13 protein-coding genes are annotated in these 16,313 nt (G+C 45.2%); 12 read left to right on the forward strand and 1 reads right to left on the reverse strand.

Going from position 1 to position 16,313, the window contains the following annotated elements; all coding sequences use genetic code 11:
- Positions 1-204 precede the first annotated feature (204 nt).
- Positions 205-4,737, forward strand: a complete 4,533-nt coding sequence (locus Q8J82_RS06390) for a PAS domain S-box protein (RefSeq protein ID WP_305327973.1) — start codon at positions 205-207, stop codon at positions 4,735-4,737.
- 36 nt (positions 4,738-4,773) lie between these two features.
- Here the strand turns inward: Q8J82_RS06390 and Q8J82_RS06395 are convergent, their stop codons facing one another.
- Positions 4,774-4,992 (reverse strand): DUF3820 family protein, encoded by a 219-nt coding sequence (locus Q8J82_RS06395; RefSeq protein ID WP_304892138.1) that lies wholly within the window; start codon positions 4,990-4,992, stop codon positions 4,774-4,776.
- Between the two features lie 204 nt (positions 4,993-5,196).
- On the opposite strand from Q8J82_RS06395, the gene Q8J82_RS06400 reads away from it, so the two are divergent.
- The 11 genes from Q8J82_RS06400 to Q8J82_RS06450 all read left to right on the forward strand — a co-directional run bounded on the left by Q8J82_RS06400 (position 5,197) and on the right by Q8J82_RS06450 (position 16,297).
- A complete protein-coding gene (locus tag Q8J82_RS06400) occupies positions 5,197-6,900 on the forward strand; it encodes a GspE/PulE family protein (protein ID WP_305327313.1) in 1,704 nt (567 codons plus the stop codon).
- 16 nt (positions 6,901-6,916) lie between these two features.
- Positions 6,917-8,140 carry a type II secretion system F family protein gene (locus tag Q8J82_RS06405; RefSeq protein ID WP_305327974.1) on the forward strand — a complete coding sequence of 408 codons (1,224 nt, stop codon included), beginning with the start codon at positions 6,917-6,919 and terminating at the stop codon, positions 8,138-8,140.
- A 24-nt stretch (positions 8,141-8,164) separates the two neighbouring features.
- Positions 8,165-8,656, forward strand: coding sequence for a hypothetical protein (locus Q8J82_RS06410; RefSeq protein WP_304891612.1), 492 nt, complete (start codon positions 8,165-8,167; stop codon positions 8,654-8,656).
- Positions 8,657-8,702: 46 nt separating this feature from the next.
- Positions 8,703-9,311: a type II secretion system protein gene (locus Q8J82_RS06415; RefSeq protein WP_370653572.1), complete on the forward strand. Its 609-nt coding sequence runs from the start codon at positions 8,703-8,705 to the stop codon at positions 9,309-9,311.
- Positions 9,312-9,370: 59 nt separating this feature from the next.
- A complete protein-coding gene (locus Q8J82_RS06420; protein ID WP_304891611.1) occupies positions 9,371-9,688 on the forward strand; it encodes a Tfp pilus assembly protein FimT/FimU in 318 nt (105 codons plus the stop codon).
- 109 nt (positions 9,689-9,797) lie between these two features.
- A complete protein-coding gene (locus tag Q8J82_RS06425; RefSeq protein ID WP_304891610.1) occupies positions 9,798-10,262 on the forward strand; it encodes a prepilin-type N-terminal cleavage/methylation domain-containing protein in 465 nt (154 codons plus the stop codon).
- A 63-nt stretch (positions 10,263-10,325) separates the two neighbouring features.
- The gene (locus tag Q8J82_RS06430; protein WP_305327314.1) at positions 10,326-10,841 is read left to right on the forward strand and encodes a GspH/FimT family pseudopilin; all 516 of its coding nucleotides are present in this window, start codon (positions 10,326-10,328) and stop codon (positions 10,839-10,841) included.
- Positions 10,831-11,499, forward strand: coding sequence for a type II secretion system protein (locus Q8J82_RS06435; protein WP_305327315.1), 669 nt, complete (start codon positions 10,831-10,833; stop codon positions 11,497-11,499). Before Q8J82_RS06430 ends, Q8J82_RS06435 begins: the two co-directional genes overlap by 11 nt.
- Positions 11,483-12,307, forward strand: a complete 825-nt coding sequence (locus tag Q8J82_RS06440; protein ID WP_305327316.1) for a prepilin-type N-terminal cleavage/methylation domain-containing protein — start codon at positions 11,483-11,485, stop codon at positions 12,305-12,307. Before Q8J82_RS06435 ends, Q8J82_RS06440 begins: the two co-directional genes overlap by 17 nt.
- A gap of 144 nt (positions 12,308-12,451) precedes the next feature.
- Entirely contained in the window at positions 12,452-12,904 is a 453-nt protein-coding gene (locus Q8J82_RS06445) for a hypothetical protein (protein ID WP_304889920.1), read from the forward strand.
- Positions 12,905-13,081: 177 nt separating this feature from the next.
- Entirely contained in the window at positions 13,082-16,297 is a 3,216-nt protein-coding gene (locus tag Q8J82_RS06450) for a DUF6701 domain-containing protein (protein WP_304889919.1), read from the forward strand.
- Positions 16,298-16,313 lie beyond the last annotated feature (16 nt).

A 16,313-nucleotide genomic window follows, 5' to 3' on the forward strand; every position in this document is an offset into this window, starting at 1 on the left:
TTTGATTCTTATCATTTCAGCATCTACATATTAGTAACTGTCAATGTTATTTGGAATTGCATCAAACTCAATTGGAATGGCTATAAAGCCTGCTACTTCAACTATTGAATACAAACCATTATATTGTAATATCGAGATTATTTTACATTCATCAACAACCATCATTCGTTTCCTAAAACACAAGAAAAAATTTAAATATACTTAATGTCAATTTCGCTAACCATTATTGCTTGTAAGTCCATTGTTAAAAACTTAAACGGTTTCGTGGTGGCATTTTCGCTTCTATTATTCACAAGCGGCGGGGCGCAGGCGCTAGTAACTAGTGATACAGAACAATACCCTACCCCCACAATTCAAGCTGAAAAAGACACACTAGTTGTAGGTAGTGAGCAACACTACCCGCCTTTTGCTACAGGTATGACGGATGAAACTGCGGGCGGGTTTACTGTTGATTTATGGAAAGCCGTAGCAGCAGAAGCTGGCTTAAAATACACCATCCGCGTATTGCCTTTTAATGCGCTTTTGCAAGAGTTTAAAGAAGGCGATGTCGACATATTAATTAACCTGGCAATCTCAAAAGAACGGCATTATTTCGCTGATTTCACTGTTCCGCATGCGATTATCCACGGTGGTATTTTTGTACGGCATGGCGAGACCCGCATTAATTCAGAAGCCGATTTTTCTGGGAAATCCATCATTGTCATCAAATCTGATTTAGCACACGATTATGCTGTATCTAAAGGCTGGGGCAAGCAACTAATAATGGTAAGCACTGCAGCTGAGGGATTGCGTTTATTAGCCTCTGGCAAGCATGATGTCATGCTAATCAATAAGCTTGCAGGTTTGCAAACATTGCAAGCGCTTAAATTACAAAACATTAATGTCTTAAAAACAAATGCAGGATATAAGCAAAAGTTTGCATTTGCTGTGCGTGAAGGCCATTTCGAGTTATTCAGCAAAATCAATGAAGCACTGGCCATGACTAAATCAAATGGTACTTATGATGATTTATATGAAAAATGGTTTGGTGTATATGAAGTTAAAGAAGTCACTTTGCTTGATGTGCTTAATTATCTGCTGCCAATTTTAATCACCTTTCTGGGTATCGCCCTGTATTTAATCTATCAGCGTAGAACTGAAAATAAGGTGGCTCAGAAAGCCTTGCAAGAAAGCGAAGCGCATTTACGCTTGAGTCAAACAGGTGGCGGCATAGGCACTTGGGAGGCTGATTTAGTCAACAACAAGCAGTATTGGTCAGAAAACTGTATTGCTTTACTTGGATTTCCAGCGATAAGTAATCCAACATGGGAAGACTTTTTAAGATTAGTACACCCTGAAGATTGCCAGCGAGTCATTGATGCTACACAATCTCATATTGAGCACGGTACAAAATATGAGGTGGAGTACCGAGCTGTTAATGCCAACGGCAGTATCCATTGGATGCGTTCTACCGGTCAAATTGAACGCGATACTAATGGAAAACCAGTCATGATGCGGGGTATTGCTCAGGACATTACCGAGCGAAAACTTGCAGAAGAAAAGATAAAGAAAACGCAAATAGCACTAGAGGAGTCGCGTGACCGATATCAAGACCTTTATGAGTTTGCACCTATCGGTTACTTGTCGCTCAGCAAGCACGGCATGATCACCGAAGTGAACTGGAAAATCACAGCACTGTTTGGTTTGTCGCGCAAAGAACTCAATCATCATCGCTTGGCAGAATTTGTTGCTGAAGAAGATAAAGGTCGCTGGCAACGAACTTTTGCCAATTTAAAAGACCTCGTTGAAGGTGAAGAACTCAGTTTCGACATCAAGTTTAATCAGCAAAATGGATCAATATTCAATGCCAGCCTGAACTGCCTGCGCATGCATGGCGAAAACGACCTGCCAATATTAAGAATTACGCTGATTGATGTCACCCAGCTTAAACTCGCCGAAGATAAGCTTATACGTAGTGAAGCCTACTTGCGCTCTATCATTGATAATGAACCAGAGTGCATTAAAGTGGTAGATGCCAGAGGTTATCTTAAACAAATGAACCCTGCTGGGCTGGCAATGCTAGAGGCAGACTCATTAGAGCAAGCTACCAGCGTTCCATTGTTAAACTTTATCGCGCCAGAATATCAACCAGCCTTTAAAGACTTGCATAAACGTGTGATTGCAGGCGAAACGATGCAATTGGAATTTGAGGTGATAGGCCTGAAAGGTGCCAGACGCTGGCTGGAAACGCACGCTGTACCAATTATTGACAATGGCAAAAAAATACTATTAGGCGTCACCCGTGACATTACTGAACGCAAACTTGCAGCGCAGCGCATTGAAAAACTGGTAGCAGAACAAAATGCGATACTAGACAACCGCCTGGTGGGCATTGTTACCGCACGCGATAGAAAAGTAACCTGGGCTAACCTGGCGTATGAAATGATGACGGGCTATAGCAAAAAAGAGTTGGTTGATATGCCTACCCGGCAGTTCTATATTAACGAAGCCGACTATCTATCAATAGGCGTAGATTACGCAAACATCTCAGAAACAGATATTGTGCGTAAGCAGCTTGCATTTATGCGTAAGGATGGCCAATGCATTTGGCTGGATGTAAGCGGCTCGATTCTCAATAAGGAAACGGGTGAATCACTTTGGGTCTTTGTAGATGTCACGGAAATAAAACTGGCAGAAGATGCTACTTCAGCATCGCACAGTTTACTTAAATCTGTGATTGATACAGCGCCAATGCGCATATTCTGGAAAGATACAAACTTACGGTATTTGGGTTGCAACCCAGTATTTGCCAAAGATGCAGGAATGGCCTCTCCAGAAGAGGTCATCGGCAAAGATGATTATGAAATGGGCTGGGCAAATCAAGCTGAACTTTATCGCACCAATGACCTTGCTGTGATTGAATCTGGCAAAGCCAAGCTCTACTTCGATGAACCACAGACAACATCGAGTGGTAAAACCATTTGGTTACGCACTTCAAAAATTCCGCTTAAAAATCAGAATAATGAACCGATGGGGATATTAGGTATTTACGAAGACATTACTGAGCGGAAAATTGCAGAAATTGAACTACGTATTGCCGCGACGGCTTTTGAGTCTCAAGAAGGCATCATGATTACCGACATGAACCGTGACATACTAAGAGTGAACCGTGCGTTTACTAAAATCACAGGCTACAGCGCAGAAGAAGTCATTGGCAAGAACCCTCGCATACTTAGTTCAGGATTGCATACTGCAAATTTTTATGAAAAATTGTGGGATAAAATTAGTCAGGATGGCTCTTGGCAAGGCGAAGTTTGGAACAAACGCAAAGACGGCGAAATCTATCTTGAATATCTCACCATTACAACAGTACAAAGTGAAGATGGCGCTGTAACGAACTTTGTAGCTACTTTATCTGATATTACCCAAAGCAGGATTGCAGCAGCAGAAATCGAAAAAATGGCTTTTTACGACGCACTGACCGGATTACCAAATCGAAGACTCCTGATAGACCGGCTAAGCCATGCGCTGGCTGCAAGTTCGCGTTCTGGGCATAGAGGTGCAGTCTTATTCGTCGATCTTGATCACTTCAAATCGCTAAATGACACACTGGGCCATGATGTCGGTGATTTGTTACTAAAACAGGTCGGCGAACGCCTCAGGTCCAGCGTACGTGAAGGTGATACCGTTTCACGCTTAGGTGGCGATGAATATGTTGTAATGCTGGAAGAACTCAGTCACCACGATACAGAGGCAGCAAGACAGGCTGAAATGATTGGTAATAATATATTGGCTGCACTCAATGAACCTTACCAACTTGCAATGTATGAACACCACAGTACAGTGAGTATCGGTATTACGCTTTTCGGCAACAATACCTATTCAGAAGAGGATTTATTAAAACACGCAGATATTGCCATGTATCAGGCTAAAAAAGCCGGCCGTAGCACCCTACGCTTCTTCGATCCAGCCATGCAACAAGCCATTCAGGTGCGAGTCTCTTTAGAAAATGACTTACGCAAAGCACTTGAGCAACAACAATTCCAGTTGTATTACCAGGTTCAAGTAGATTTTCTGCATCATGCTATCGGGGTTGAAGCTTTAATCCGCTGGATACACCCTGAACGCGGATTGATATCGCCTTTTGAGTTTATGCCCGTAGTAGAAGAAACCGCTTTGATTCTGCCGATTGGACAATGGGTGCTGGAAACAGCTTGTGCTCAAATCAAAGCGTGGGAACAGAATGAGCAAACTCGCCACCTGACAGTATCAGTGAATGTAAGTGCTAAACAATTCCGACAAGCTGATTTTGTAAGCAACGTAAAAGCAGCAATCGCATTCCACGATATTAATCCAGCGCTGCTGAAGCTTGAATTAACAGAAACCCTATTGCTGGAAAATATTGAAGATACGATTGCTACCATGAACACCTTAAAAGAAATCGGTATCATGTTCTCATTAGATGACTTTGGTACAGGCTATTCTTCACTGCAATACCTAAGACGCCTGCCTTTGTACCAGTTGAAAATAGACCAGTCATTTGTGCGTGATGTTGCCATTGATAACAGCGACCAAGTCATTATTCGTACCATCATCGCCATGGCGCATATGCTCAACCTCAATGTTATCGCTGAAGGCGTAGAGACGTTAGAGCAGCAGCAGATATTGCTTAGCAACGGCTGCACACACTATCAAGGCTATTTATTTGGCAGGCCATTACCTATAGATGAGTTTGAAGTAGCCTTGAAAAATCTTTAGCGGGTAATTTAAACTAATTGTTTTTAACAAGACTTTTCAGTTCCGGCTATTACGTAATGGATCAAGTAGTGGTGACAAACCGTTATGATCGATTTCTTGCATCAACGCCAACAAGCGCCCTAATTCACCCTTAGGAAAACCCTCACGCGCAAACCAATTGAGGTATTGGCCTGGCAAGTCTGCAATCATGCGGCCTTTGTATTTGCCATAAGGCATTGCCATCGTGAGCAATCGTTGTAAGTCTTCCGGGTTCATACGGCCTCTGTATTGATGTTCATGTCATTTTAACGTGTTTATAGATTTCAGCCACCCTGACAAAAAACCACTGTTTTCACTCTTTAAACATTCCGTAATCAATCCACAATTCAGATTTCAAGGCGAAAACCCTCTTTATTCTAACAATTGAAATAACGCATGCCCGTTTATATTTGAGCATGTATGAATATTAATGAGGTTTAAATGGCACGTCCTGAAAAGATTCGCCTGGGTGAGATTCTAGTTCAGCAAAATTTAATTACCGCTGATGATTTAGATAAATCACTTGAAGAGCAAAAACGCACTGGCCGTAAGCTTGGGCGTATTTTTGTAGACAAAGGCTATGTAACAGAACTGCAGATTTCTGAGGCTTTGGCGCGTCAGCTAAAAGTACCGTTTATCGACTTACAACTATTTAATACTAAACCTGAAATCATCAACAAACTACCTGAAGCTCAAGCTCGTCGTTTACGCTGTGCAGTACTTGCCGATAAAGGCAACAGCTATTTAGTGGGCATGGTAGATCCTACCGATTTATTTGCTTACGACGAGCTGGTAAGACTATTGCATAAAGACATAGAACTTGCCGTGATACAAGAAGGCGCCCTACTCCAGCTCATAGACCGCAGTTACCGTCGTACCGATGAAATATCAAACCTAGCCTTAGAACTAGGCCAAGATTTGGGCGATACAGCCATTGATTTTGCCGCACTAGGCATGGGCGGCAGTGCCGAAGAAGCGCCTGTCGTTAAGTTACTGCAAACGATTTTTGAAGATGCCGTGCAAGTGCGCGCCTCTGATATTCATATTGAACCACAAGAGCACAAACTGCATATTCGCTTCAGAATTGATGGTGTGATGCATTTACAAACCGAGGCTGACTTAAAGATTGCATCAGCTTTAGCATTACGCTTAAAGCTAATGTCTGGCCTGGATATTTCAGAAAAACGCCTACCTCAGGATGGCCGATTTGCCGTAAAAGTCAAGCAGCAACCTGTTGACGTGCGTATTTCATCAATGCCTACACAATATGGTGAATCGGTGGTGATGCGTTTACTGATACAAAATAGCAGCGGCTTCTCGTTAGAAAAGCTCGGCATGCCGCCTGACATGCTGGAACGCTTCCGTAAACTGATTCATCGCCCTAGCGGCATGGTGCTAGTCACAGGGCCAACAGGTAGTGGTAAAACTACCACGCTTTATGCCGCACTTAGCGAACTCAATTCTACTTCAAACAAAATTATCACGGTTGAAGACCCAGTTGAATATCGTTTAAATGGTATTAACCAGGTACAGGTAAATGACAAAATAGATTTGAGCTTTTCACGTGTACTGCGCTCTACCTTACGGCAAGACCCTGACATTATTCTGGTAGGTGAAATGCGTGACCAGGAAACTGCACAAATCGGCTTAAGAGCGGCAATGACTGGTCACCTGGTACTTTCTACACTGCACACCAATGATGCCATTAGCACCCCAATACGCATGATAGATATGGGCGCGCCGCGTTATATGGTGGCCATGTCCATTCTGGCGGTTGTCGCACAGCGTTTGCTGAGATTGGTCTGTGAAGGTTGTGCTGAAACCTACACACCAGAACCATTCGAGCGCGCATGGCTGCAACATGAACTTGGCGACAATGTAGACCAACATCGTTATGTGCATGGCAAAGGCTGCAGCATTTGCAATGGCACTGGTTATCAGGGCCGTATGGGTGTTTATGAACTGCTTGAAATGAATAATGAACTCATTGACGGCGCCAGTCACCATGACCCTAACCATTTTATTAAGCTTGCGCGTCAGCATATGGCGGGCAAAACACTGCGTAAAAGTGCAGTAGATTTAGTCATTGAAAAACGCACCACGATTGCTGAAGCCATGCGCATCAGCAACCAGTTTGAAGATTAGGCCAAGGAAAAACCAGATGCCATTTTTCTCTTACAAAGGTCGCGACAATCAAGGTGCTTTAGTGCAAGGTGTACTGGAAAGCCATGACAGCAATACACTTGCCAGCCAATTATTTAATCTTAATATCACACCGATAGAGATTCAGGCACGTGCAGGTAATAAAGCCTCAAATGACTCGATTAATCTGTTTGAAGAGAAAATCGAAACGATAGATGTGATGCTGTTTAGCCGGCAGATGTACACACTGCTCAAAGCGGGTATTCCTATCATGAATGCGCTTAACGGCTTACAGGCATCCACTAACAATAAAGCTTTTGCCAGCGTGGTTGGCAATATACGCGAAAGCCTGGGAAGCGGACGTGAGCTTTCAGCTGCGCTATCGCAGCATCCGAAAGTATTTTCTAGTTTTTATATCAATATGGTGCGCGTGGGTGAAACCACCGGTATGTTGGATACGGTATTTTTGCGTTTATTCGATCATCTTGAGTTTGAGCGCTTCATGCGCGATCAAATCAAATCCGCACTGCGTTACCCTACTTTTGTAGTCATTGCGATGGGCATTGCCATCGTGGTGGTGAATCTATTTGTGATTCCGGCGTTTGCCAAAGTGTTTCAAAGTTTTGGTGCTGAATTACCGTTAATGACCAGAATTTTATTAGGTTTTTCTAACTTCATGGTTGCAGCATGGCCATATTTGTTAGCAGGCATTATTGGCGCCGTATTTCTATTTCGTTCTTACATTGCCAGCAGTATTGGTAAATTCAAATGGGATAGATTCAAATTAAAAACGCCACTTGCCGGCAAGATTATTCATAAGGCCACCATGTCACGCTTTGCCCGCAGCTTTGCCTTAGCCAGCAAAAGCGGCGTACCGATTACCAGCGGATTAAAGTTAGTGGCGCAAACTGCCGATAACGATTATATCGCGAGCAAAATTGAGCAAATGCGAGAAGGTGTTGAGCGCGGCGAAAGTATTTTACGCACCGCGACTAATAGCGGTGTATTTAACCCGATTGTGTTGCAAATGATTGCTGTTGGCGAAGAGTCCGGCGCGCTGGATGACTTGATGCAGGAAGTAGCGGACATGTATCAGCGTGATGTTGAGTATGAGATTAAAACATTAGGCGCGCAGATTGAGCCGATTTTGATTGTGTTTTTAGGTGTGATGGTACTGATATTGGCGATGGGTATATTCTTGCCGATTTGGGATTTAGGCAATGTTGCACTACACAAAGGTTAATGACGTAAAGGCAATCGAAATAACGTGAATGCAAAGCAATCAAGACATGCACCGAGCGCTCGTAGTTTCGACTTTGCCGTCACGCTGAGTGTGATTGGAATACTGGCAACCTTGTTATTGCATTACTTGAATGAAGCACAAAGCGAAATTGAGCAGGAAATCGTTAAAACAGAGCTCAACAATCTGCGCTTAGGGTTGGCTGAGGCATGGGTACATAAGAATGTAACGTATCAGCCGATTGATATTGAGGCATTAAAAGATAGCAACCCTATGCTATTGGTAACAGCCAGGCCACAGAACTACATAGGGGAACGTTCTGGGACGCCAAGTTCGGGTAAAGAAATTTGGTATTTTGATACAACAAAGAAACGATTGATTTATATAGCTAATGATGGCCACCAAACGCAATACAGGTTCATCAGCACTGCGGGGCAAACCAAAGCTTCATTGCTGGCAATTGGCGGTATGGATTTAGTGAAAGACATAGATTTAGTAAAAAATAAGTTAGAGCAGTAGATTGATTTAAAGATTCTTAACATTTTTGATTTAAAAAGGACTCACCATGTTGAACACAACTAAAAGTTTTACCGCATTTAACTATTCAAATTTCACAAATACAAACTTTACAAAAGCAAAGATTAAAAATGCTAAAGGTTTTACCTTAATTGAATTGATTGTGGTGATTCTTATTCTTGCTATTTTGGCAGCCGTTGCATTGCCAAGATTCACAAATCTACAACGCGACGCGCGTATCGCCAAACTTAACGCAGCAAGAGGTAGCGTTGCCGCTTCTTCGGCCTTAGTGCATGCCACTGTACTTGCCAGAAACAATCTGGCAGATACTGCTGCCTGTCCAGGCGGTGGTGGCATTGCCAATAACACCACCAATGTTTGTACCGAGGCTGGAACAGTTGCTATAGTTTTTGCTTACCCAGATGTAACCGCAATCGGCACTGCAGGTTTGTTGTCGGCCGCAGGTTTAACCACATCATTCAACCCGACATTAGCTGAACTGAATGGCGATGGCTATAACTACACCGCTACAGGTACAGTTGCCACCTTCCAGATACAAGGCGCACCAGCACCAGCTACCTGCCAATTTACTTATACAGAGCCGGCAGTCGCTAACAGCTCACCTGTGATTACACCAGCCATAACTACAGGCTGTTAGTTTTTACAGATTTATTAAGTTTTGAAGTCCTGTCTTAATTTTTTAAAGGGGCCATTGAAATGAAACATCAACAGACTTGCTCTACCCAGTCTTGTTTAACTAAATTTGGTTCAACCCAATATGGTTTTACTTTAGTTGATTTAACTGTAGTCATGATGATTTTAGGAATCATTGCGGCCAGTGCGTTGCCGGGATTGATTGACCTAACCAATGATGCTCGAGTTGCCACAGTCAACAAATTAGAAGGTGGTTTTCGTTCTGCTGTTGATTTGTTACAAGCCGGGAATATTGCTACAAGAAATGATAATCCAATTTTGCCAAAAGGCGCAGAAGTTTCAATAAATGACGCTAAATTAATAAAGTCAGATGGTAATTAAATCAGCAATTTTTAAGTCAGTGCAAGTTTAGTAAACATAAGTTTTATAAGTACATAAGTATTACAAGTGCAGAAGTTCAATTTTTATATTTTTTAAAGGAGTAATTAAAATGAAACGTCAACAATTTGGTTCTACCCAATCGGGCTTTACCTTAGTCGAGTTAGTCGTAGTAATTGTGATTTTGGGTATTTTGGCAGCTACGGCTTTGCCGAGATTTATTAACTTAACTAATGATGCTCGTATTGCTAGTATAAATGGTATTGCAGGTGGCTTACGTTCTGCTGTAGGTGTGGTTCAAGCAAGGCACTTTGCTAGCGGAGGAACTGCTTCAACGGTCAACATGGTAGATGGCACGTCAGTTGCCGTCGCAGCCGCTACGGGTATTCCTACAGGCGCTTTACTAGGCATTGGTAACGCTATGACAGGTCTCACCCTTGCTGAAGGTGTTACTTCAGACTACGCAACCGCAACCGCAGTGACCTTCCGCCTAAGCAGCTTCGCCACCAGTGCAACCTGTCAGATAAGCTACAACGGCACGACAGGTTTGGTAACAGTTACAACGACTGGTTGTTAATACTTGATTGTCAGAAAGAGTAATCGCTCTTTTTGATAGTTAATTTTAAATAGGCATCACAACATGCGGCGAGAACTTGGTATTAGACAAGCACTAGGTTTTAGGGGAAATCTAGGTTTTAGGAAAAATCTAGGATTCACAATTGTCGAGCTTGTCTCCGTGATGGTGATTACCGGCATTATTGCCGCTGTCGCCGCGCCACGTTTTATTGGCGTAGATGCATTCAATGCACGTGGCAGTTACGGCACCTTGGTTTCTGCCTTGCGTTATGCGCAAAAAACCGCTATTGCGCAACGCAGAAATGTATTCGTTAACGTGAATACTGCCACACGTGTTGTGTGTTTAGGCTATACCAGTAACTGTAGCTCTGCTGTGATTGACCCTTCTATCCAAATGGCCTATTCCAAAACACTCTCTAACAATGTAACCATAGGGGCATCAACCTCGCCTATTGGCTTTGATGGTCTAGGCAGGCCAATACCCAATGCCACAGCTACTTTTACCATTCAAAATGCGGTAGTGCCTAGTGAATCTACGCGCACAATTACCGTTGAAGCGGAAACTGGTTATGTGCGTTAATCAGCAAAACTGGCGCCGACTTGACGTAACACAAGTGAAGTATCAACTTGGCGTGACACAAGCCAAGCATCAACTTGGCGTAACATTGGTAGAGCTTGTCGTGTTTATGGTAATAGTCAGCGTTGCCTTGATTGGCGTGCTGAAAGTGCTGGAGATTACCAATAAAGGCAGCGCAGATCCACTGGTGCGAAAACAGGCACTTTCTATTGCTGAATCATTATTATTAGAAGTCGAACAACAACCATTTACTTTGTGCGACCCTGATGATGCCAACGCAGCGACTGCTATCACAACGGCTGACTGTACAGGTGGCATAGCTTCTTCACAAGATAAAGGTGGTGCGACGCTGACAAGCCCTACTCCAAATTCAGAAAGCCGTTATAGTGCTACCAATCCTTTGGATAATGTGGCTGATTATGGCGGATTTACCATGCCAGATGCTAACTGTGCCGGCATTTGTAGCCCTGGTGATAACACGCCGTTGTTAGGATTAGGTGCTTACGCTGCCAGCGTGACGATTACCCGCGTTGGAGCTGCAGCGCCTTTTGCTGCATTTCCATTAAGCGCAGTACTGCAAATAGCTGTTCGGGTTACAGGACCGGCAAATACGGATGTCACGTTAACTGGTTATCGGGTGAGATATGCGCCCAATATCTAAAGCAAAATTTAATGCAACTGGTTTTACTTTGGTCGAAATGGTAGTCGTCATCACCATTGTTGCGATTCTTGCGGCAGGCGCGGCTTTGTTGATACGCAACCCGACACAGGCATTTATCGATAGTGAAAATCGCGCAAATTTAACTGATCGCGCCGATACTGCGTTACGTCGCATGGCACGAGACATTCGCAACGCCTTGCCAAACAGCGTTAGAACCACTACCAGTGGTTTAAATAGTTTCATAGAATTTGTACCTGTTAAATCTGCAGGCAGATACCGCGCCGCAGTTGGCATAGCGGCAGGTGACAATCCTTTGGATTTTTCTCTATCAGCAGATACCTTTGATGTACTAGGACCTTCTGTAAATATTGCCGCTGGCGATAAACTGGTGATTTACAACTTGGGCATTCCGGGCTCTGATGTGTATGAAGGCACCAATAGCCGCGCGCTACAAACGGCAGGAAACCTTAGCGTATTAAGTTTTAGTGGCGGTGTATTTCCTCAGGCATCACCATCCAGCCGGTTTTTTGTTGTTTCAACGCCTGTTACCTATGCCTGCGACATGACAAATGGTCTACTTTTGATGTATAGCGGCTATGCGATTCAGCCTAATCAGCCTGCCAGTGTAGCTGTACTCAATGGTCTTGCGACCGTCAGACAACTGGCCACCAACTTAACAAGCTGCCAGATTAACTATGTTCCGGGAATTTTACAAAGAAGCGGCGTCATTACTATTTATCTAGGGTTTACGCAGGATGTTGCTAAAGTTACGCTGATGCATCAGGTCAATGTGGTGAACTCGCCATGAAAGCCCCCTGCATCACTACTGCGTTTGTAAAAACGGCGTTAAAAGCTGGCTCAAAATCCTCATTTATAGCGCATAAACTCCGGTTTCTCGCCAGCTTTTGCCTTGCCTTTCCATCGCTCGCTACGTTATTCAGGGGGCTTTTAAATGAATCAATTTAAACAACAAGGCTTTTTGCTACCTGCCGCTATATTCATATTGGTAATATTAGCAGCCTTAGGTGCGTATGCGCTTAACATCACCAGCGTTCAGCAAAGCACTTCCACACAAGATGTGCAAGGTTCAAGAGCCTATCAAGCTGCGCGTGCAGGCGTTGAATGGGCGGCATACCAAGTATTAGCACCAGGCACCACAGCACTGGCAAACTGCCCTGCCAGCCCAAGCACATTTAGCATCGATAACTTTTCTGTGACGGTGACTTGCAGCAGATCAGCAGATTATTTTGAACAAGGTTCAGACCACACCATTGCCATGTACGACATTACCTCGACAGCAAGTTTTGGATCAGCAGGCGCGCTGAATTATATTGAGCGACAAGTGCAACTTACTCTAAGTAAGTGTCTTGGCACGGATGCAGTGCCGAACTATCAATGCGGTTAGACATCGTAAATTATTATGACAATACTAATAAATAAGCCATAAAACCGCTTTTGATTGGCGGTTTAACCTGCTTTTGATCATTGCATAATGGCCTAGTCTGCTATAAAAAGTCTAGGAATTCAGTTTGAACACTGAAACATTACATATCAATGTATTAGAAGCAAGGTTTGGCAAGCCATGCTAAGGTCGTTTTTGTCGCTGGCTTCTATCCAATTGGTATTAGCAAGCGTAGCCTTGATAAAGCGTAGCAAAATTAAGGCTACGCTTGCTAATGCCGTATGGCTGCTGGGCACGCTACTCACACTGGATGCTACAACCAACGCCCAAGCTGCTGGCTACGCGGCCGCCATCACCACGGCATATCCCCAGCTGGCCATCGCTTCCACCTCACCCCAAGTGGCATGGTATGGCGGCAATTGCGGCAATACATTGGCTACGGCCAACCCCTACAACACTTGCGACGACGCCGTGTCACCGGTCATGCCCATTGGTTTTACCTTCAATTTTGCTGGCACGAACTACAACAATTGGAGCATGTCCACTAACGGCGTGATCTTCTTTGAGACCGGGGCCGCTGGCACTGGTAGCACGGGTGGCATATCATACTCACCAAATGACTTGCCGACCACAACCTTTGGCAGCCCTGCTAAGGCAGCGCTCATGCCGTTTTGGGCCGATTTATGGAAGAGTGCCAGTGCAAATGGTGTGCTTGATGCCAATAGCCCGTTGCAACCTGCCAATGCCAGTTTCATCCAGCACCAAGTGCTGACTGTGTCTGGCGCGCAGGTGCTAGTGATCCAACTCAAGAAAGTGGGTTACTACGGCGCAGCGGGCACTCTTGTGAACATGCAGGTGCAGCTATGGTCCACTGGTCAGATTGTTTATTCCTACGGCAACATTCAAGCGATAGCCTCCAGCCCTAGTCTGCGCATCGGTCTGCAGAGCGGGGCCGGTTTGTGCAATACCATTGCCAACAATCAGACCACGGCTTTGAGCAACCAATCATTTGTGTACACCTGGAATGCCAGCGCCACCGCCTGCACACCAGTGCCCCCAGTGAACCACTACGAAATTCGTCACGATGGTGCCGCCACGCTGTGTGCGGAGCCTGTAACAGCGCTGGCGTGCTCGTCAGCAACGTCGCCGTGTCCAGCAGCCAACATCATGACTTCGCTGATCACCGCGCAAGTGACCGTAAGCGGCGTGACCACTGTCAGCATTAGTCCGCCGAGCTTCAACATCCAACCGTCGGCACCCTTGCAAACGGTCAATCTCACTTGGGCTGCGGGCAGTTCTGGAACTGCCACATTGGGGAGTAGTGTAGCCGTGAGGCCTGCGGGCGCTTTGCGCTGCACTAACGTTGCAGGCACGACGGCCTACGCTAATTGCAACATGACCGTAGCCAATGTCGCCTGTATTCCGCCGCCACACCACTACGAAATCCAAGGACCGGCAAATGGAACCAATTGCGCCAACCACACTTTCACCATCAAAGCTTGGGCAGATGCAGCACAAAACACAGCATATACCTCAGGTGCGAACATCGGTACGCTCACATCTTCCGGCAACCCTGTCTCCATACCTAGTCTGGGCGCGTTCACCATCCCGGCGGGTAGCAGCACGGTCAACGTCACGCCAATCACATTTCCATCACCAGGTACGACCACGTTCAACACTACCACCACCCCCGCATTGGTCGGAGCTACGACCTGCAATTTTGGCGGCTCCACCTCTTGTGCGTTCGCGGTGGTCAGTTGCGTGGCAGACTTCAACTGCGTGGAAACCACCGCCAATGCGGACACGGCGGCCGATTCCAACGTCTCTACAGGTCGCCTCTACACCAAGCTGGCAAATACGGCCTTCAACTTTGATGTAGTGGCCCGCAAAGCGGATGGCACCATTGCTACCACTTACGCCTCGGATGCGGATAAACCGGTAACAGTGGAGTTGGTGGATGGTTCAGGCGCTACGGTATGTGCATCTCGGATGGTGCTGAATCCGGCGGTCACCAGTCAGGCCCTGACATTCACCAAAGCCAACCAGCCTACCGAACAGGGGCGCAAGAGCATTAGCTTTACCGTGCCTAACGCCTACAGAGACGTGCGCTGCCGCGTGACCGACACCACCACCACGACCATCAAAGGATGCTCTTCTGATGACTTTGCCATTCGCCCGTCCGATTTCACCGTAAGCTCCATCAATGCAAATGCAGATGCAACTGGCGCTAACACCACAGCAACCCCTAAGTTAGCTGCTGGCAGTAATTTCTCACTCACTGCCACCACAGGCTTAACCGGCTACAATGGCACGCCTAGCATCGATACATCCAAACTTGCTGCACATAGTGGTGCAATACAAACCGGTTCATTTACAGGAAGCTTTGGCGTGGCAAGCGCAGGCACTGCAACCGGTGCTGCTTTTAATTATGACGAAGTGGGTTATTTCAGGTTCAATGCCAATGGTGTTTACGACGACACTTTTACAGCCATTGATTCTGCTGCGGGTGATTGTGCAAGCGGCTTCACTACTAGCGGTGGTAAATATGCATGTAATTTCGGCAACGTCTCCGCAACTAACTATTTTGGACGTTTCACTCCAGACCATTTTGATACGGTAGTGACTCAAGGTTGCAGCACTGGTGGCTTTACTTACTCTGCACAACCATTTAACACCCAAATCACTGCACGCAATCTAAGTGGCGACAGAACACAAAATTACAATGGTGTAAGTAGTTTTTCCAAAACCATCACGCTTTCAGATGCAAATGCTGTGGCTGGTAGCCTTTCACCTTCATCCGTTGCGGCAAGTGCATTTGTAGCAGGGATAGCGAATGCGACACCAGCATTTAGTTTTAGCTTAGCAAAAACAGCACCAGCAACCATCAAACTACATGCCATTGATCTTGATAATGTTGCGTCAACTACCACAGAAGGAACAGCCAATATACGTAGTGGCCGCCTCAGTTTAAAGAATGCTTATGGCTCAGAACTATTGCCCTTACCTATACCAGTAGAAGCGCAGTACTGGAATGGCACATCGTATATCAGAAACCAGCAGGATAGCTGTACATCTATTCCTGCTTCAAGCATTGCCATGGACAATTACCGAAACAACTTATCCGCTTGTGAAACGCAATTAGGTTACTCAAGCGGCACTGGCGCATTCGTGAATGGTGTTTCCAGAAACTTAAGACTCACTAAGCCCGGCGCTGGTAATAATGGCAGTGTGGATTTAACACTTAACCTTAACAGTGCCAGCGGCAGCACCTGTACTTCTGCTACAGCAAGCACTGCAACAGCAGCAGGCATTTCGTGGTTTGGTAATAATCCTGTATCACGCGCGACATTCGGCATTTATAAAACACCGATTATTTACCTGCGCGAAAATTTTTAACGAATATTTAAAGCAA

It is taken from the genome of Methylotenera sp., from assembly GCF_030684185.1.
GTDB lineage: Bacteria > Pseudomonadota > Gammaproteobacteria > Burkholderiales > Methylophilaceae > Methylotenera.